Annotated in this window: 19 protein-coding genes; 5 read left to right on the top strand and 14 right to left on the bottom strand. The window is 39.9% G+C overall.

Features of this window, described 5'->3' with window-relative positions; all coding sequences use genetic code 11:
• Positions 1-14: 14 nt before the first annotated feature.
• The 9 genes from G6554_RS09965 to acnA form a co-directional block, all read right to left on the bottom strand.
• Positions 15-2,342: an AAA family ATPase gene (locus tag G6554_RS09965; protein WP_166241305.1), complete on the bottom strand. Its 2,328-nt coding sequence runs from the start codon at positions 2,340-2,342 to the stop codon at positions 15-17.
• A 107-nt stretch (positions 2,343-2,449) separates the two neighbouring features.
• Positions 2,450-2,665 (bottom strand): small acid-soluble spore protein Tlp, encoded by a 216-nt coding sequence (gene tlp / locus G6554_RS09960; RefSeq protein WP_166241303.1) that lies wholly within the window; start codon positions 2,663-2,665, stop codon positions 2,450-2,452.
• 130 nt (positions 2,666-2,795) lie between these two features.
• On the bottom strand, positions 2,796-2,942 hold the full coding sequence (locus tag G6554_RS09955) for an acid-soluble spore protein N (RefSeq protein ID WP_166241301.1): 147 nt from the start codon (positions 2,940-2,942) through the stop codon (positions 2,796-2,798).
• Between the two features lie 68 nt (positions 2,943-3,010).
• The gene (locus tag G6554_RS09950; RefSeq protein ID WP_007087036.1) at positions 3,011-3,142 is read right to left on the bottom strand and encodes an FbpB family small basic protein; all 132 of its coding nucleotides are present in this window, start codon (positions 3,140-3,142) and stop codon (positions 3,011-3,013) included.
• A gap of 138 nt (positions 3,143-3,280) precedes the next feature.
• Positions 3,281-3,817 (bottom strand): redoxin domain-containing protein, encoded by a 537-nt coding sequence (locus G6554_RS09945; RefSeq protein WP_166241299.1) that lies wholly within the window; start codon positions 3,815-3,817, stop codon positions 3,281-3,283.
• A gap of 156 nt (positions 3,818-3,973) precedes the next feature.
• Positions 3,974-4,768 carry a class II aldolase/adducin family protein gene (locus G6554_RS09940; protein WP_166241297.1) on the bottom strand — a complete coding sequence of 265 codons (795 nt, stop codon included), beginning with the start codon at positions 4,766-4,768 and terminating at the stop codon, positions 3,974-3,976.
• A gap of 22 nt (positions 4,769-4,790) precedes the next feature.
• Complete coding sequence (mtnA, locus tag G6554_RS09935) at positions 4,791-5,846, bottom strand: S-methyl-5-thioribose-1-phosphate isomerase (RefSeq protein ID WP_166241295.1); 1,056 nt, start codon at positions 5,844-5,846, stop codon at positions 4,791-4,793.
• 125 nt (positions 5,847-5,971) lie between these two features.
• The gene (gene abc-f, locus G6554_RS09930) at positions 5,972-7,675 is read right to left on the bottom strand and encodes a ribosomal protection-like ABC-F family protein (protein ID WP_166241293.1); all 1,704 of its coding nucleotides are present in this window, start codon (positions 7,673-7,675) and stop codon (positions 5,972-5,974) included.
• A gap of 315 nt (positions 7,676-7,990) precedes the next feature.
• On the bottom strand, positions 7,991-10,714 hold the full coding sequence (gene acnA, locus G6554_RS09925) for an aconitate hydratase AcnA (RefSeq protein WP_207627576.1): 2,724 nt from the start codon (positions 10,712-10,714) through the stop codon (positions 7,991-7,993).
• Between the two features lie 312 nt (positions 10,715-11,026).
• Here acnA and sspO point away from each other — a divergent pair, with 312 nt between their 5' ends.
• The gene (gene sspO, locus G6554_RS09920) at positions 11,027-11,179 is read left to right on the top strand and encodes a small acid-soluble spore protein O (RefSeq protein ID WP_166241289.1); all 153 of its coding nucleotides are present in this window, start codon (positions 11,027-11,029) and stop codon (positions 11,177-11,179) included.
• A gap of 49 nt (positions 11,180-11,228) precedes the next feature.
• On the opposite strand, the gene G6554_RS09915 is transcribed toward sspO, so the two are convergent.
• Complete coding sequence (locus G6554_RS09915; protein WP_166241287.1) at positions 11,229-11,498, bottom strand: hypothetical protein; 270 nt, start codon at positions 11,496-11,498, stop codon at positions 11,229-11,231.
• 114 nt (positions 11,499-11,612) lie between these two features.
• Between G6554_RS09915 and G6554_RS09910 the strand changes: the two genes are divergently transcribed.
• Positions 11,613-11,750 (top strand): small acid-soluble spore protein P, encoded by a 138-nt coding sequence (locus tag G6554_RS09910; protein ID WP_166241285.1) that lies wholly within the window; start codon positions 11,613-11,615, stop codon positions 11,748-11,750.
• 41 nt (positions 11,751-11,791) lie between these two features.
• Here the strand turns inward: G6554_RS09910 and selA are convergent, their stop codons facing one another.
• Positions 11,792-13,207 (bottom strand): L-seryl-tRNA(Sec) selenium transferase, encoded by a 1,416-nt coding sequence (gene selA / locus G6554_RS09905; protein WP_166241283.1) that lies wholly within the window; start codon positions 13,205-13,207, stop codon positions 11,792-11,794.
• A gap of 103 nt (positions 13,208-13,310) precedes the next feature.
• Between selA and G6554_RS09900 the strand changes: the two genes are divergently transcribed.
• The gene (locus tag G6554_RS09900; RefSeq protein WP_166241281.1) at positions 13,311-13,709 is read left to right on the top strand and encodes an Hsp20/alpha crystallin family protein; all 399 of its coding nucleotides are present in this window, start codon (positions 13,311-13,313) and stop codon (positions 13,707-13,709) included.
• A 95-nt stretch (positions 13,710-13,804) separates the two neighbouring features.
• On the opposite strand, the gene G6554_RS09895 is transcribed toward G6554_RS09900, so the two are convergent.
• Positions 13,805-14,011, bottom strand: coding sequence for an Rdx family protein (locus G6554_RS09895; protein WP_347564292.1), 207 nt, complete (start codon positions 14,009-14,011; stop codon positions 13,805-13,807).
• Positions 14,012-14,184: 173 nt separating this feature from the next.
• Between G6554_RS09895 and selD the strand changes: the two genes are divergently transcribed.
• Complete coding sequence (gene selD / locus G6554_RS09890; protein WP_481747917.1) at positions 14,185-15,240, top strand: selenide, water dikinase SelD; 1,056 nt, start codon at positions 14,185-14,187, stop codon at positions 15,238-15,240.
• Positions 15,241-15,418: 178 nt separating this feature from the next.
• Here selD and G6554_RS09885 read toward each other — a convergent pair whose 3' ends face one another.
• Both G6554_RS09885 and G6554_RS09880 read right to left on the bottom strand, forming a co-directional pair.
• Complete coding sequence (locus G6554_RS09885) at positions 15,419-16,363, bottom strand: L-threonine 3-dehydrogenase (protein WP_166241277.1); 945 nt, start codon at positions 16,361-16,363, stop codon at positions 15,419-15,421.
• Between the two features lie 88 nt (positions 16,364-16,451).
• Positions 16,452-17,642 carry a glycine C-acetyltransferase gene (locus G6554_RS09880; protein WP_166241275.1) on the bottom strand — a complete coding sequence of 397 codons (1,191 nt, stop codon included), beginning with the start codon at positions 17,640-17,642 and terminating at the stop codon, positions 16,452-16,454.
• Between the two features lie 262 nt (positions 17,643-17,904).
• Here G6554_RS09880 and G6554_RS09875 point away from each other — a divergent pair, with 262 nt between their 5' ends.
• Positions 17,905-18,063, top strand: coding sequence for a hypothetical protein (locus G6554_RS09875; RefSeq protein ID WP_166241273.1), 159 nt, complete (start codon positions 17,905-17,907; stop codon positions 18,061-18,063).
• The last annotated feature ends 11 nt before the right edge of the window (positions 18,064-18,074 follow it).

Genomic DNA, 18,074 nt, shown 5'->3' with positions numbered 1-18,074 from the left:
CCATCCCTTTTTGATTACAGTTTAGTTAAGGCTTTTTTCACATCGTCTACCTCAAGGAACATAGATTTTTCAAAAAGGCTTTCGTCCTCTTCCCATTCCATTAAACGTAAGGCTTGCGCTTGAATCATCTCATCTACCATGTTCGTAGCAAAGCGGCCGTTTCCCTTGAACACATCTGCTCCCATGGATAGGAGTAATAGATTCTTCGCCTCTTCCGTTAATTGGTATTGGAAGCTTTCCGCGTAGGTTAACATAATTTCGAGCAATTCTGCTGTTGAGTAATCCGGGAAGAGAAAGAACTTTTTAAACCGAGAGCGAAGCCCAGGATTGCTTTCCAGCAATTGATCCATTTCATTTGGATAACCGGCAAGCACGACCACCAGATTTTCATTTTGTTTGGTCATTTCATCAACAAGCGTATCAATGACCTCTTTGCCAAAATCCCCGGCTGTTTGGCTGAGCAATGAATAAGCCTCATCAATAAACAAAACCCCGCCAAGTGCTTCCTTAATTTTTTTCTTTGTTTTTCCGGCTGTTTGTCCAACATATCCCGCTACAAAATCAGCCCTGCTCGCCACAATGAGGTGACCCCTTTTTAACATTCCGCATTCTTTTAAAAATTCCGCGTAGATTTTTGCGACAGTTGTTTTTCCCGTCCCCGGATTACCGGTAAACACCGAATGAAGCTGAATAGGTACTGTTGGAAGTCCTTTTTTTCTCCTAAACTGCTGTATTTTCACAAATGAAATGAGGGTTTTCATTTCCTCTTTTAACGAATCTAGACCAATTAGACGGTTGAGTTTCTCTTGTGGAGACTCTGCACTATTCTCCGTCTCTACTTGAAAATCCTCTTTATTCAAGAGCATATAATCTAAAATGTCATCGTTTGATGCTAGGGTGTCTGCCCCTTTTTTAAATATGGCATCCAACACGATATTGCGGACAGTCCTTGCATTTCCAAAGGTGTCATCGACTCGTTCCTGATCCAGTCGATGGTTAATTTCGATTTTGGCTTCTTCTGTGAGGAAATAATCATTCTCTGCTGCCACCAGTTCAGCAATCTGGATTAACTCCTCATTCGAATAATTTGGCAAATGAATCAAATTCGATTGAGGAAAACGACTTCTTAAACCTGGATTAGCATCCAAGAAGGTACGCATTTCTTCCGGATAGCCTGCTAAAAAAACGGCGAATTTCCCGCCAAATTCATTCCCAGTCATTAATGAAACAAGTGTATCGATCGCTGTCTGGCCATAATCATTTCCTGTTTGGCCCTCACGTTTTAAACTATAGGCTTCATCAATAAACAACACACCGCCAATGGAGCGTTCCACAATCCTTCGGACGTTTTCCTCTGTTTGCCCGACAAAGGCCCCAACTAATTGAGATCGATCTGTTTCAATGACTTCCTCACGCGGCAAGACGCCCAGTTCATGATAAATCTTTGCTAACAACCTAGCGAGTGTCGTTTTTCCTGTGCCAGGATTTCCGGTTAAGATCATATTAAGACTTAATTCATCTTTAATTTGAAAACCAAGTTCCTTGCGATGCTTTTGATATTTTAAAAACCGGTAAAAATCATTGACCCGTTTTTTTACTACATCCATGCCAATCATAGTATTTAATTGATCCAACGCATTTTCGGCAGTATGGGTTACCTTTTCCACATCATTGAATTGCTGCTGCCAGGTTTGTTTGATTTCTTCTACGTTCGCCATATGTAATTTCAAGTCGTCATAATAGGTAGAGGTATGAAAAACACCAGTAATCGATTGATCATATTCTTCCGCTGCCTTTAACAGGCTCCTTGTTTCCTCTATGGCTGAAAAAAGTAAATCTGACAGCTTTTGATATTTTTTGAAAAGATCATTATTTACCATTGATGAAGTCAATTCTATAGAGGACTGTAAATGGCTTAACTGGAATTCTGCATCGACCAAGAATGTTTGGCAAACCTCGATGAATTGCTCCGCTGTTTTCTTTTTCGCAGTCCGATTGTCTGTTTCTCGAATGGGTGGAAAAGTAAGCAGAGAAAGCAGATTCTCCATTTTACTCCATTCGGCTAGAATCCGATATTCCTTGGCTTTTTGGTTTTCGGGATAAAGCTTTAATGCCTTTTCAAGCCAAACTGCTGCTAATGAATCCTCTTGGTTCCTTCCAAGCCGCGAAAATGCGGCTAGTGTTAACAGCTTAGATAATATAATGGGATTTGACTCCTGGCTGATCTCTGCTATTAATTGACTTTCATTTAGGATAATGCCGGTTTCGTTTAGTTCCTTTTCCCACTGTTTTATTTGCTCAGCGTTTTTTGGACGCTGGTTCCCTTGTTGAATCAATGTCATCACTTCTTTTTCGAAAATTCCTTTTTATATTACCACAACGGCTGTCTTTAAACGAACTAATTACTTTGAAAATAAAAAAGACCCTATGGGCCTTTTTGTTGAGCGGATCAGGTTTCATCTTGAAGTTCTGCTTGGAAGGATTCAATACTTTCTCTTCTTCGCTGATTCTTTGCTTCAATTTGCTGACGTTGCTGTTCACTATCGGTAAATTGCATCGATTCTTCTGCTTTTTGAATATTTTCGGTTGTATCCTTGATCATGGATTGAATTTTTTCTGCATTATCGCTGCGATCATCCGGTTTCGGTTGGTTGTTATAGGCCATGGTAAAAGTCCTCCTCAGGTTGTATTCGGTACAAATATAGTTTGTAACATGGACGAAAAAATATCACAAAAAATTCTGTAAAAAAACAAAAAAGACCCGCAGGCAATGCCAATGGGTCTTATATCCAAAATTATTCACCTTTAGTCTGCATTACCTGGGCATGTTCCCCAGATGTATCCTGCATTTGTTTTCCTTTATTCGCATCCGATTTTCTTGGCTGCGTCCCCACATGTGCGGGTCTAAATTGTTTTGTTTTATAACCTGATTCATTACTCATGTCATTATCCCTCCTTATGTACAGTTTGCCCAAAGGAAAGGAAACGATGATTGGAAATCTTTTTTAGATTACTCGGCTTTGCCGAGGCGTTTTTCTTCTAAACGTTGTTCAATCTTTTCCATCGCTGCACGATCTTTTAAAAGTTGTGATTTATTTTCAGAAACTAGTTCTGCAAAAGAACGTTTTCTAGGTTTTCTCATTGGTATCACCTTCCTTATCAACTATTGTAACAGTTATTATGCCCGGAAACGGTTGCAATTATTACAACTTTTTGAAAATTTGATTGTTTATATTTTTTGTAAAAAAAAGAGGCATTGGCTTGAACCAATGTCTCATGTTTAGTGCAATTTATTGGTAAAGTCTTTCATGTTATCGAGCTTCATGGTGCCGATAAATCTATTTTTTATGATCCCTTTGCTATCAATAAAATAGGTGGTTGGGATTGAGATGATTTGATAGGTATCATTTACCTTGTCTTCTGCGTCAAGAAGGATCGGAAAGGTAATTTTATATTCATCAACGAATCCTTGGACATCTAATTGTGGGTCAATATTTACGGCCAAAATGACGGTATCATCACCGATTTCTTTGGAGAATTGCTCCATTTCCGGCATTTCTGCTTTACATGGTCCGCACCAAGTTGCCCAAAAGTTTAACATCACTTTTTTCCCTTTATAATCAGAAAGCTTGGCTGTCTCGCCTGTCAATGTTTTTAGTTCAAAATCAGGTGCCTTCGCTCCGATAGAAAGTCCTTCTTTATTGGCTGTTCCCTGACTTGTCGTTTCGGGTGTATCTGTCTTTTTATCCATAGCTTGAACAATCGCTACACTGAGTAAGGTAACTAAAACAACAGCAGCAATTACTTTTTTCATCATCCCCGAAAATCCTCCTTTACTTCGTATCTGCTACATTGATTTTACACTATAAACCTAGGTGAAACAAAATGTGTATATGCCGAAACTGTGACAATTTGGGGAATTTTTATATTGAAAAACAATAAACGGAAAAAGCAAGCCATATCCGCTTGCTTTCTAAAGATGTTTTTTCAATTCGTTTACTACTTTTCGGGAAACTCCTTCGATGATATAGTTTAGATCTTGTTCAGACAGTGCTGGACCAGCTGTTGTGGTTACTTTTTTCGCATGGATGCCTTCCAAAGTTTCCACACCTTGCGGGGTCTTCCCTGCTATCCCCATTTTGGTTTTCATTTCCACCAGTGTGTGAACATGCGTTTTTGAAAGCTCCCTATCCCCATTAAGCTGCTTAGCTATCCAATTAATTTTTGCCGTAAACTCTAAGGATTCCATTAAATAATAGGCATGGTCCAAATCCTTGCCCCAAGTTAATGCCCCGTGGTTTTCTAATAACACCCCTTGGTGCTCACGAACATGCTTTTTTACGGCATTGGGCACTTCTTCTGTAGAGGGGGTGCCATATTCGGCAATAGGTATCGTTCCGAGATAGACAACCGACTCTGGCATGAGCGCCTGGTCCAACGGGATGCCTGCTATAGCAAAGGCTGTTGCATATGGCGGATGAACATGAACGACAGCTTGGATGTCCGGCCGTTCTTTATAGACCAGCAGATGCATTTTCATTTCAGAGGTTGGACGGTAATCCCCATCGAGAACATTGCCGTGCATATCAACCTTGATAATCATTTCTGGTGTCAAAGAGCCCTTACTGACACCTGTTGGCGTAATTAGAAATTGATCGTCACTGATTCGTATGGAAATATTCCCATCATTGGCTGCCACAAAACCTTTTTCGTAGATCCTCTTTCCAATATCACAAATTTGTTTCTTAAATTTAATTTCCGTAATCATACGTTACCCGCCTTTGATATAGTCATTGAAATAATTTTGGCAGCTCTCCTTGATAATTTCCTGTTAGTATTCCCTTTTCGGTAATAATAGCCGTAACCAGTTCATGTGGGGTAACATCAAACGCGGGATTAAACACCTTTACACCTTCAGGAGCCGTCCTTTTTCCAAATCCTTCAGTGATCTCCGATGCCTCTCTTTCCTCTATAGGAATATCTGCACCGGTTTTGGTTTCTAGGTCAATGGTAGAGATCGGTGCGGCCACATAGAAGGGAATTTTATGGGCCTTTGCCAGTATAGCCACTCCGTAGGTGCCAATTTTATTTGCTACGTCCCCGTTGGCCGCGACTCTGTCACAACCGACTATAACGGCTTGAACCCAGCCTTTTTGCATCACCATTGCCGCCATGTTGTCAGTAATAAGGGTTACATCAATCCCTGCCTGCATAAGCTCCCAGGCAGTCAAGCGGGCTCCTTGCAAGAGCGGTCTTGTTTCATCAGCAAACACCTTAATGTCCCAGCCTTTTTCCTTGGCTAAGTAGAGCGGTGCAAGCGCTGTCCCATATCTTGCCGTAGCGATACCACCTGCATTACAATGGGTAAGAATGCCTATTCCGTCTTGCAAAAGCGTTAAGGCGTGTTCGCCGATGGTTCGGCACACTTCTTCATCTTCATTACGAATGGAATGTGCTTCGTCTACTAGTGCTTCTTTAATTTTTGCAACTGTACGGTCTTTTTCTTTTTGTGCCCGCTCATCCATCCGTTTCAAGGCCCAAAATAAGTTAACGGCAGTGGGCCGAGAGGTTGCCAGATAGTCTGATTGTTTTTTAAATTCTTGATAAAAATCCTCAAATGAACTTTCGGGAGCATCTTTGACACCTAATAATAATCCATAGGCTGCAGCAATGCCAATTGCTGGCGCACCACGGACTTTTAATTGCTTAATGGCATCCCAGGCATCTTCAATTTGGGAGATTTCAAGAAATTCCGTCACATTTGGAATTTTCGTTTGATCGAGTATTTTTAATACACCATTATCATAGTAAACAGATTGTAAAAAGGCTTCTGTCACTAAAATCATCTCCTCTCTTATATGTATAAGCCGCTTACAAAAGCGTATATTTCTTCCATTGTTATTTTAACAATATTCGTAAAGGATGCAATACATATGGGAAAAAGAGCAGGAAATTCCTGCCCTCTATCAATTTACCCCATTAATGCTCGTTTTTGCTTAACGAGATCATTAAATTCTTTGTCTAATTCGTGATATTTTGGATCCTTTTGATTAATAAGCGACAATTCACCTAGAATAGCAGCGATCTTATTTTCAATAACTAATAGTTTTTCATTCCTGTTATCGATGGTCTTTGTTTTAAAATATTCCTCCGGCTTCATTTCAACTCGTTTAATTTGTTGATTGTCAAACACCAGCAGCCGATCACAAAGGTTATTTAAAAAATAGAAATCATGGGAAACAGTCAAAATCGTGCCGGTATACTCTTTTAGCGTTTTTTCGAGCTGCTCCCTGCTTGGTAAATCGAGATGGTTCGTCGGTTCATCTAAAATGAGAACATCATATTCCTTCATAAGTATGTCGACAAGCTTCACCCGTGTCCTTTGCCCAAGGCTTAACGTTCCAATTGGTTTTGTTATATGACCCTCTTTTAAACCCAAATTAGCAAGTAACGTTCTTGCCTTCAAAATGGATTCGCGGTCGGAATAGCCTAATGCTTCCATTGCCGATAGATCAGCTGGTAAATCAGCAACGTCTTGGCTTAAATAGGCAATGTTAATGGTGTCACTTTTCCAAAGCTCACCTTCTGAAGGCTGCATCATACCATTGATCATCTTAATTAATGTGGTTTTCCCGCAGCCATTTTCCCCTAACAATCCTATCCGCTCACCTTGATTAATATAGAATTGGGAATCTTGAAAGAGGGTTCTGTCATCAAAGGATTTAGACAGCCTTTTTGCCTCTAGTATCCGTTTGCCTCTTTTTCCATGCTGATCAAACTCGAACCGAACTTTTGCCTCATCAATGGGTTTCTCTACCTTATTTTTATTTAGCTCATTTTGCAGGCGCTTCATTTTCGATTTCACTTGATTGTCTCGCTTTTTGGCTTTTACTCGATGATATTCTTTTGTGCCCTCTTCTTTTCTTGAATTTCGGTGAGCTTTTTCTGACCAAGATTTTAATTGCACCATTTGTGTCTCAACTAATTCTGTTTGGCGCTGCTGGACATTATATTGGTGTCTCTGTGTTTCTAATCGTTGCTGTTTTTCCTTCCGATAATCACTGTAATTTCCATTGTAAAAACCAATCTTGCCATTTTCTAATTCAAATATTCGATTGACTGTTTGATCTAAAAAATGACGGTCATGAGAAATAAGTAAAACTGGACCATGGAACTTTTCTAATTCCGAAACAAGCCACTTAATTCCTGTAAAATCCAAATGGTTGGTTGGTTCATCCAAGATTAATACATCTGGTTTCGAGGCCCAGACCATGGATAAAGCAAGCTTTAGCTTTTCCCCGCCACTTAAATGGGATAGTCTGCTCTCTTCCCAATTTGACACCTTTCGAAGTCCTAGTTCACTTGTACGATGGAATAGATCATATTCAGCTTCATTTGAAAGAAATTGATAAAAATCATTTCCCTCGTAGTCAATCGACTGTGTAAGGTACCCTATTTTTACATCATTTGGTTTTTCGATTACACCTTTGTCTGGTAAAATTTTGCCCAAAATAAGATTGGCTAATGTAGTTTTTCCCGTGCCGTTTAGCCCCACGAGGCCAATCTTTTCGCCATTTTTAATTTCAAATTGAATATTGTCGAAGATTTTTTGCAAATGAAAGCTTTTTTCTAAACCTTTAACATTTATCATAACTGAATTTTGATTTTTAAACATAAAAAAACCTCCTTCATGCGAACCTGAAGAAAGTTTATGTCATAAACAGTATCGTTGCCGTCATAAAAGAATGACAACAAATAAACCTAAAAAGGTTTGGTATGATACGATCAGGACATAAAAAGGACAGTCTAATCCAATTCTTCAGGTCTTCATTTTCGTTTATTCGAATAATGAATTGAAAAATAAGATTAAAACTTCATGCCTCTTTACCATTCCTTTTCGTTTGATAATTTTATTATAGTAAATATTCTTTACTATTGTCAATCATTGCATAAAAAAAGCACCATGCCCTAGCATGGTGCCTCCATCTAATTATGCTTGTAACTTTTCACGTAGAACCATTTGTAAAATTCCACCGTGACGGTAGTAGTCAATTTCAACTTCAGAATCAAAGCGAACGATTACTTCAAATTCTTTCTCGCTGCCTGCTTCATCAGTAGCAGTTACTTTTAATAAATCGTGTGGTCTTACTTTTTCATCCACTTGTACATTAAATGTTTCATTACCAGATAAACCTAGTGTTTCAGCGTTTTCGCCCTCTTTGAATTGAAGAGGTAGAACACCCATCATAACAAGGTTAGAACGGTGGATACGCTCATAGCTTTCGGCAATAACCGTTTTAATCCCAAGAAGGTTAGTACCTTTTGCTGCCCAGTCACGGGATGAGCCCATTCCGTAATCCTTACCGGCAATTACCATTAGACCAGTGCCGTTTTCTTTGTACTTCATGCATGCATCATAGATAGAAGTAACTTCACCAGTTGGCCAGTAAGTTGTTACTCCGCCTTCTGTTCCTGGTGCAATTTGGTTACGAATTCGGATGTTCGCAAATGTTCCGCGCATCATGACTTCGTGGTTACCACGGCGTGAACCGTAAGAGTTGAAGTCACGTGGTTGAACGCCTTTTTCAAGCAAATATTTTCCGGCTGGAGTGTTTTTACCAATGGCTCCTGCAGGTGAAATATGGTCGGTTGTAACAGAGTCACCGAATTTACCAACTACACGAAGTCCTGTTAAAGGTTCAACAGTTCCTGGTTCTGGTGATAGACCTTCAAAGAAAGGCGGGTTTGCAATATAAGTTGAATCTTCATCCCAAGTGTATAATGGTTCATTGCTTGTTTTGATTTCGTTCCAACGCTCATTGTCACCGAACACGTTCGCATATTCATTGCGGAATAATTCAGGAGTAACGGTGCGTTTCACGACATCATTTATTTCAGCAGTAGATGGCCAGATATCATGGAAGAAAACATCGTTGCCGTCTTTATCTTTACCGATTGCTTCCGTAGCAAAGTCGATGTTCACTGTCCCAGCAAGAGCATAAGCTACAACAAGCGGTGGTGAAGCAAGATAGTTAGCTTTTACAAGCGGGTGAATACGTCCTTCAAAGTTACGGTTACCTGAAAGAACAGATGTCACTAATAGATCGTTTTCCGCAATGGTTTTTTCAATTTCTTCCTTTAATGGACCGGAGTTACCGATACATGTTGTACAGCCGTAACCAACAAGGTTGAAACCGATTTGCTCAAGGTATGGAAGTAAGCCGGAATCACGAAGGTATCCTGTTACCACTTTTGAACCTGGTGCTAAAGAAGTTTTTACGAACTTAGGAACTTCCATTCCTAATTCAACAGCTCTTTTCGCAACGAGGCCTGCACCCACTAGAACATATGGGTTAGAAGTGTTTGTACAGCTAGTGATGGAAGCAATCGCAACCGCACCTGTTTTAATTTCCGCTTCGTCACCATTGCTAAATGTAACCGTTGCTGATTTATCAAGCTCAGCAGTTTGGAAACCGAAGCCTTGGTTTCCTTGTGGTGCAGAAACAGCTTTAACGAATTCTTGTTTCATTTTTGAAAGTGGAATTAAATCTTGCGGACGCTTAGGACCGGAAAGATTTGCTTCAATTTCAGAAAGGTCAATTTCGATTACATCTGTATATACTGGTTCAAATGATGGATCAAAGAATAGTCCGTTTGCTTTGCAATATTCTTCAACAACCTTTACTTGCTCTTCTTCACGGCCAGTTAAGCGCATATAGGCAAGTGATTCATCATCAATGGGGAAGAATCCACATGTTGCACCATATTCAGGAGCCATGTTGGCAATCGTTGCACGGTCTGCAAGTGGTAATGATGATACCCCAGGTCCGAAATATTCAACAAATTTACCAACCACACCATGTTTACGAAGAACTTGTGTTACTTTAAGGGCAAGGTCAGTTGCTGTAGCGCCGTTTGGAAGCACACCATTTAATTTAACCCCAACTACTTCTGGAACTGGGAAATAAGAAGGCTGACCAAGCATACCTGCTTCTGCTTCAATACCGCCTACACCCCAGCCGAGAACACCAAGACCATTGATCATGGTAGTGTGCGAATCAGTACCCACTAATGTATCTGGATATGTTTCTAGTTCCCCGTTTGTTTCAGCAACATGGACAACATCTGCCAAATACTCAAGGTTTACTTGGTGAACGATACCTGTTGCCGGTGGAACAGCACGATAGTTGTTGAATGATTTTTGTGCCCAGCTTAAGAATTGGTAGCGTTCTGCATTTCGTTCAAATTCATAATCCATATTAATTCTTAAAGCATCTGCAGATCCATACGCATCAACTTGTACGGAGTGGTCGATAACTAAATCAACTGTTTTCTCTGGATTGATTTTGTCTGCGTCACCGCCGAGATCAGCCATTGCTTTTCGTAAAGAAGCAAGGTCAACCACTGCTGGAACACCAGTAAAATCTTGTAAGATTACACGAGCTGGTTTGAATGGAACATCTACTTCTTTTAACTCGTCAGTTCCCCATTTTGCTAAGTTTTCAACATGCTCTTTTGTGATTACACGGCCATCATATTGGCGAAGTACAGATTCAAGTAAGACTTTCACGGAATATGGCAATTTTGATACCTTACCAATCCCTGCCTCTTCAAGTGCATTTAAACGGTAATAGTGGTAGCGTTTACCGTTGGCTTCAAAAGAAGCGCGTGCGTTAAATACATCGTTTTTACCCATGTGTAAAAACCCCCTCATTCGTCATAATAGAACAAAATTAACGAAAAGTCGAAAAGTTTGAATTTTCCCATCCCACTTCACTTTTCTCACAATTCTAATCTTAATACAACCTTCTACATAAGTAAATAACAAGAAAGTTATTGTGCTTGATAAGTTTTTCTTATGCTTTTTATGTAATTTGTTCGGAGTATTTTGAAAATCGCATTAATAATAGCATGATTTGGGATCAGTGTGAATTCTCATTTTCTTTATTATTATCTCAAAAAACTATTTTCTTGTCATTATTAAAGACAGAAAGGAAATAGTAACAATATACAGGAGGTGAAGGAAATGGTAAAACGAAAGTCTAATCATGTCATTCCAGGAATGAATGCCGCTAAGGGTCAAGGAAAAGGGGCTGGTTTCAACGAGGAATTTGCAAGCGAGCCAGAAAAAACGGCAATGGAAAGACTGAACAATAAAAAACGAAAGAAAAATCAATAAAAATAAAAATAAGCAGGGATCCCCTATTGGCGGGGCCCCCTGCTTATTTTTATTCTGTCTGATTTACTTCATAGACCATATTTTGCAGATCCAGCTGGAATTGTTCCAGTTGGGCTTTTTGGTGTTCAGAAGCGACTTCTAATGCGCTTTCTATTTGTTGATACGCTTCATTGACTTCATTCTTTAAATGCTTGAGTTGATGCCCATAACTGGCACTATCACTGACAATTGTCTCAAAAAGACCTTGGGCTTCCTCGTATCCTTGTTGTGCCGCTTGAAAAGCCTCTTGCTTGTCCTTGTTGTAAGGATATTTCTGCATAATTTATCTCACTCCTTCATTTTGTTTACCCATTAAATTGCGCAGATCAGAAAAAAATATTCGGGATAAAATGTTTTTATGATTGCATCCTATTAGGGTGAGGAGGGATAAAAAATGAACAAAAATGATGGAAAAGATATGCGTAAAAATGCACCAAAGCAATCAGGGCAGCCAGAACCATTAAGCGGTTCGCACAAAGTAAAGAATCGCAACCATACCCATCAAAAACATAACTCAAGTCATGATATGTAAAAAAGCGTAAGCGCTTAAGGCAATCGAGAACCCCTCCAGGATTAAGAGGGGTTCACATTCAATAGTGCGTCGATTATGGTGCACTCCTCTTCAGGAGTAACTGTTCTTAGGTCAATAAGTACCTCCTCTTTTTGAATACGCGCAATAATGGCCGGCTTCGATTCTGTTCGAAGTTTTCTTCCTATCTGTTCCGCAGAAAGTGACTCGTGTTTTAAGGCTATGACCATCGTTGGAAGCACAACATCAGGCATCGTTCCCCCGCCCACTTGACTTTCATTTTTAATAATTTTAGCTTGAAAACCGTTTGCCCCTTGTAACAATTTTGTAACAAAAGCATTTGATCTTTCGTCTAATTCATGAATAGACACTAATAAATCGCGAATGACCGGTATTGTTTGCATGGCTTTTTCACCGCGAGCATAATCGATTAACGTTCCTTCAAGTGCAGCTAATGTCATTTTATCAACACGAACCACTCTTGCTAACTGATGCTTTTTTAAACGGTCAATGATTTTCTTCTTTCCAGCAATAATTCCTGCTTGTGGGCCACCAAGTAGCTTATCCCCACTAAAGGTAACAACATCTGCCCCTAACTCGATGACCTCTTTCACGACCGGTTCTTCACCAATTCCATGCTTCCTGAAATCATAAAGTGCACCACTGCCTAAGTCCTCATAAAAAATAACGTCATCTAACTCGTTTGTAAACTCAATGAGCTCTTCCGTTTCAACCGATTTTGTAAAACCTATAACTTTAAAGTTACTCGTATGAACCTTCATGACAATAGCGGTTTCCGGTGTAACCGCATTCTCGTAATCGTAAAGATGGGTTTTATTGGTTGTTCCCACTTCTTTTAGGGTGGCGCCACTTTCCTCCATAATAGAAGATATGCGGAAGGAACCGCCAATTTCGACAAGCTGTCCCCTTGAAACGATGACCTCTTTATTTTTTGCCAATGCCCTTAAAACGAGGTAAACAGCGGAAGCGTTATTATTAACGACCATGGCTGCTTCGGCACCAGTAATTTCTTTAAGCAGCGATTCCACATGACTATGACGTGAGCCGCGTTCCCCTTCATTTAGTTTATACTCTAAATTGGAATAGTTTCGTGCTGTATCCACAACATGACGAATGGCGTTCTCGCTTAATCTTGCCCTGCCGAGATTGGTATGTAAAATGGTACCCGTTGCATTGATCACTTTTTCGATCGTAAAGGAAAATTGTTTGTTAATGTTTGTTTGCATGGTGGTAAATAATTCATCAATAAATTGATTTGTTCCCGGTATGGCACCTTGCCATTTATCCTCAAGGATGGATTCCCTAATTTGCTCAAGTGTATGCTTTAATTGCATCGTAAGCTGGGGGTGATCCAGCTGACACTCATTAAGGAGCGCTAAAAATTTACTATGATTTTGAAGTTCATATACTGGTGGAATTGATCGTAACCATTCTTTCACGAAAAAAACTCCTTCATTCATCGTTCTTTTGCCCTATTATATCATATGAATTTCACGTTTTACCTTACTCTGAATAAAATGAAACGAGCAAGGGGGAGTAGATATGAAGAAAAAGAGACAGCCTCAACATCAGACCTTAAACTTTGATTTAGTTGAAAAGTGGCTCGAGAATTTTTTCTTAGATCCGCTTACATCGTATTTTGATCAGACTCAATTCCAAATCGATCTTTATGAGACAGAAACGGAATGGATTGTCGAGGCTATTTTAAGCGAATATGAAGCATCTGAAATAAAGGTATTTATAGAAGGAAAAAAATTAATGATATCTGCCTTAAGATACCCCCCTTCTACCAACAATCAAAAAAAGATACGCATAATAGATTTCCCTTTTTCAGTTACGACACAAGAAGTATCGGCTGCTTTTTCGAATGGTATTTTAGAGATTTTTATTTCAAAAACAGAAATTGGATCAGGTAAAAACAGATTTATTACCCTGCCTTAAGTACTAGGATAAGGGATTTATTTTTCTACCCCAGTTGACATAATACTATTACTGACAAGAAAAACCCCTCATATCCAAAGGTATGAGGGGTTTTTCTATTTTGACTCCACGATTTTAATCAATTCTTTTGTATCTGGGAAAATACCTGTATCAAGTTTTGAATAGACCTTTTCCCCATTGACTGTGACTTCGAATGCACCGCCTGAACTTGGAATTAGTTCTAGCTTTTGAATGTTTCGATTAAAATGGGTAAACATCTCTTCCGCGAACCTCGCGGCTTTAGGTGCGTAGTTTCATTGCATGCAGAATTCAACAACTATATGGTATTTTTTCAAAGAATCCACCCCCAAAAACCCTGCTTTCTCACTTCAAGATTGTAAAAATAGTTTACCCCATCCCCAGATGTTCCGCAAATGTTTGCGCTAGAAGTGCGGAATGAAAGTGAAAGGGTTATACTAGTAAAATGGAGGTGGACATGTTGAGTGAGCAAGAAAAAATTCGCCTAACCTCATTATCTACAAAAGCTGGTTGAGGCTGCAAAATTGGTCCTGAGGACCTGGCGCAAGTGTTGCGTCTATTACCAAAACAAGAACCTGTTCCCGAATTATTAGTGGGACTTGATACATCTGATGATGCGGGGGTTTATCGCTTAACCGATTCCATTGCATTAATTCAGACGGTTGACTACTTTACTCCGATTGTCGATGATCCCTATATGTTCGGGCAAATAACAGCTGCGAACGCATTAAGTGATGTCTATGCAATGGGCGGTGAGCCGAAAACCGTCTTGAATATTGTTGGCTATCCCATTAAGAAACTTGGTGCTGAAATGCTTTCCGACATCCTTCGGGGTGCAGCAGATAAAGTAAAAGAAGCAGGTGCAATTACGGTGGGCGGTCATTCGATTGATGATCAGGAACCCAAGTTTGGCCTATCAGTTACCGGCATCGTTCATCCTGATAAGGTATGGAAAAATGTCGGGGCGAAACCGGGAGATGTTCTCGTGTTAACAAAACCAATTGGTGTTGGTATCCTAACCACTGGGATAAAAAGAAGTGTGGTAAGCAGTGAGCAGGAACAAATCGTAACTGAAACCATGGCGATGCTCAATAAAACGGCAGCTGAGGTGTTGATGAATTATCAACCACATTCCGTTACCGATGTAACTGGTTTTGGCTTACTTGGACATAGCAGCGAAATGGCACGCGGCAGTGATGTGAGCTTTGAGATTTCATTGAGTCAAGTCCCTGTACTTGAGGGGGCACTTGAATTAGGACGAGATGGTGTCGTTCCTGGTGGATCCAAGTCCAATCATAAATGGGTAAGTGCTGATGTGGTGTATGAAGATATCTTGCCAGAAGAACAACTCTTGCTGTGTGATGCGATTACTTCAGGAGGTCTCCTAGTTTCAATTCGTGAAGAAGATGCTCGGGAGTATGTTGACAAACTTAAATCAGCTGGGCTCTCGTGGGCGGCCGCTATTGGTCGAGTTACGGAGAAAAAAGAGAAACTTATTTATGTAAAACGATGACAGCGAGGCCTTTTTGGGCTTCGCTGTTTTTTTTTATTAATATGAAAAAGTTAGTTCCATCATGCTCTATTGGAAACCATTCTTTGGGGAATATGCAGCGATAAGGGCTCCAAGGAATTTTTGAAGCTAGCTATTTTTATAAGAAAAATCCTGAACCGCGATGGCCCAGGATCTCAAATTATAGTTTCTGACGTAGTTTTTCAATCATTTCCTTTGTCATTCTATCTAAATCATACGTAGCATTAAAGCCCCACTCTGCTTTGGCTGCACTGCAATCAATGGAATTTGGCCAGCTATCGGCAATACGTTGACGAGCCGGATCCACATCGTAAGAGATCTCAAAGCCTGGAATATACTTGGCGATACTTGCAGCAATTTCTTCCGGTGCAAAACTCATGGCTGTTACATTAAAAGAGTTGCGATGGATTAATTTCGATGCATCTGCTTCCATTAAATCAATAATGGCATGTAGGGCATCGGGCATGTACATCATGTCCATGTAAGTTCCCTTATCGATATAGGAAGAATATTTCCCACTTTTAACAGCTTCATAATAGATCTCAACCGCATAATCGGTTGTCCCGCCGCCTGGAAGTGCTACATAGGAAATCAACCCGGGGAAACGTAAACCGCGTGTATCAACACCAAATTTGTGATGGTAATAATCAGCAAGCAACTCTCCCGCAACCTTGTTTACACCGTACATGGTAGTTGGTCGCATAATGGTGTCCTGAGGAGTATTATCCTTTGGTGTCGATGGACCAAAGGCACCGATCGAGCTGGGAGTGAAAAATTGGGCATTTAGTTCTCTTGCTGTTTCAAGGCTATTCATCAGCCCGCCCATATTTAAATTCCAAGCAAAAACAGGTTTTGCTTCAGCAGTCGCCGATAAAAGTGCTGCTAAATGCATCACCGTATCAACGTTATATTTTTTGGCAGTTTCAACCATTTTGTTCAAATCGGTCACATCTACTGTTTCAAAAGGACCACTAAGTGCTGCCTCACTGTCATTTTTTTTGATATCTGTTGCTATAACGTTATCCGCACCATATATTTCGCGAAGCTTTAACGTTAATTCTGAACCAATTTGTCCTAATGCACCTGTGATTAAAATACGCTTCATCGTTGTTTCTCCGTCCTCTTCACTTATGCTGTATAATTTCTTTACTTATAGGTACGTTACCTATTTGTTGAACGTGCCATGACCTATATTAAATTACGCCCATTTCTTTACCGACTTTTTTATAGATAGCAATGGCTTGGTCAAGCATCTCCTTCGTATGAGCAGCAGTTGGCATATTGCGGACACGTCCGGTTCCTGCCGGAACAGTTGGGAACACAATCGCTTTTGCGTAAACCCCTTCTTCATTCAGACGTTTACTAAATTGCTGTGTCAGTGATTCATCACCAATAATACATGGCGTAATCGGAGTTTCGCTGTTTCCAATGTTAAAGCCCAATTCTTTTAAGCCCTTTTTCAGGTAGTTGCCATTTTCCCATAACTTTTTGTTCAGTTCGGTACTCTCCATTAATATTTCAATGGACTTCTTACTTGCTGCGACATCAGCAGGAGTTAAAGAAGTTGAGAACAGGAATGGACGGCTGCGTACCTTCAACCAATCAATTAAGTTTTTCTTTCCAGCGACATAGCCGCCAACGACGCCAATTGCTTTCGATAGCGTGCCGATTTGGAAATCGATTTTATCAGAAAGACCAAAATGCTTGACCGTTCCTGCACCATCTCCTAGGACACCTGAGCCATGTGCATCATCAACATAGGTTATAAGGTCAAATTCCTCGGCGATTTTAACGATTTCAGGTAATAACGCAATGTCTCCATCCATCGAAAAAACACCATCCGTAATGACCATGATCTTATTGTAAAGACCAGATTCCTTCGCCTGTTTTGCCTTAGTACGTAAGTCTTCCATATCTGAGTGATTAACACGGATTATTTTTGCTTTTGATAATCTGCAGCCATCAATAATGGAGGCATGGTTTAATTCATCAGATAAAATCGCATCATTTTTGTCCATGACAGCGGAAATTGCCGCCATGTTACAATTAAAACCGGATTGGTAGGCGATTGCCGCTTCTGTATGTTTGAATTCAGCTAATTTTTCCTCTAATTCAACGTGAAGCTTTAACGTCCCATTGATCGTACGAACCGCACCAGCTCCCACACCATATGTTTCAATGGCATCAGCTGCGGCTTTTTTTAAGCGTTCATCTGTTGCTAACCCTAAATAGTTGTTGGAAGAAAGGTTAATCAGTTCTTTGCCGTTAATTGTAATGACTGGTCCATTTGGGCTTTCTAACGGGTCAATGACATTGTATAATCCTTTCCCTTTTAAATCTTCGAGATTTTCATTTAAAAATTGTTCTAATGTGTGACTAGACATATTTCATTCCCCCTTCGTTATTAAAACACATTTGTCCATCTCCAGAGGACACAGAGTTGATTGTTAAACTGTGGTATGTATGGATTTATATTTTATACTTTATCATATTTTTTTGCATTTGTTCACTACTGGAGGACAAATATTTTTTATTCTTTGTTAGTGTACCCCGGTTAAATATAGGTTATTTCTTTATTTTTCTAATGAGATGTTTGGAGTTTTTGTAAATAATACAATTGATACCCCTAAATGGAGGAGGACTTGTATGAAACAGAATCAACAAGCTAAAGGGAATGTAGGTTCTATTATGATTCCTGAATTTGCCGGAACGAATGCTCAAAAAGTAAAACAAGAAATTCAGAAGGATGTAAGCGAAGGGCAAGGTGCGATGACTTCCCGTGAAGCTGGAGCAATTAGAGATTAAATAGGAAAGAA

The sequence above is a fragment of the Bacillus sp. MM2020_4 genome, from assembly GCF_011250555.1.
Classification (GTDB): Bacteria; Bacillota; Bacilli; order Bacillales; family Cytobacillaceae; genus Neobacillus.
Note: the sequence above shows the minus strand (reverse complement) of the source record. Positions and strands in the feature narration are given on the sequence as shown.

Coding starts and splice junctions, on each gene's coding strand:
- G6554_RS09965 (WP_166241305.1), bottom strand. CDS start 2,342: ATGACATTGATTCAACAAGGGAACCAGCGTCCAAAAAACGCTGAGCAA.
- tlp (WP_166241303.1), bottom strand. CDS start 2,665: ATGGCCTATAACAACCAACCGAAACCGGATGATCGCAGCGATAATGCA.
- G6554_RS09955 (WP_166241301.1), bottom strand. CDS start 2,942: ATGAGTAATGAATCAGGTTATAAAACAAAACAATTTAGACCCGCACAT.
- G6554_RS09950 (WP_007087036.1), bottom strand. CDS start 3,142: ATGAGAAAACCTAGAAAACGTTCTTTTGCAGAACTAGTTTCTGAAAAT.
- G6554_RS09945 (WP_166241299.1), bottom strand. CDS start 3,817: ATGATGAAAAAAGTAATTGCTGCTGTTGTTTTAGTTACCTTACTCAGT.
- G6554_RS09940 (WP_166241297.1), bottom strand. CDS start 4,768: ATGATTACGGAAATTAAATTTAAGAAACAAATTTGTGATATTGGAAAG.
- mtnA (WP_166241295.1), bottom strand. CDS start 5,846: ATGATTTTAGTGACAGAAGCCTTTTTACAATCTGTTTACTATGATAAT.
- abc-f (WP_166241293.1), bottom strand. CDS start 7,675: ATGTTTAAAAATCAAAATTCAGTTATGATAAATGTTAAAGGTTTAGAA.
- acnA (WP_207627576.1), bottom strand. CDS start 10,714: ATGAGGGGGTTTTTACACATGGGTAAAAACGATGTATTTAACGCACGC.
- sspO (WP_166241289.1), top strand. CDS start 11,027: ATGGTAAAACGAAAGTCTAATCATGTCATTCCAGGAATGAATGCCGCT.
- G6554_RS09915 (WP_166241287.1), bottom strand. CDS start 11,498: ATGCAGAAATATCCTTACAACAAGGACAAGCAAGAGGCTTTTCAAGCG.
- G6554_RS09910 (WP_166241285.1), top strand. CDS start 11,613: ATGAACAAAAATGATGGAAAAGATATGCGTAAAAATGCACCAAAGCAA.
- G6554_RS09900 (WP_166241281.1), top strand. CDS start 13,311: ATGAAGAAAAAGAGACAGCCTCAACATCAGACCTTAAACTTTGATTTA.
- G6554_RS09885 (WP_166241277.1), bottom strand. CDS start 16,363: ATGAAGCGTATTTTAATCACAGGTGCATTAGGACAAATTGGTTCAGAA.
- G6554_RS09880 (WP_166241275.1), bottom strand. CDS start 17,642: ATGTCTAGTCACACATTAGAACAATTTTTAAATGAAAATCTCGAAGAT.
- G6554_RS09875 (WP_166241273.1), top strand. CDS start 17,905: ATGAAACAGAATCAACAAGCTAAAGGGAATGTAGGTTCTATTATGATT.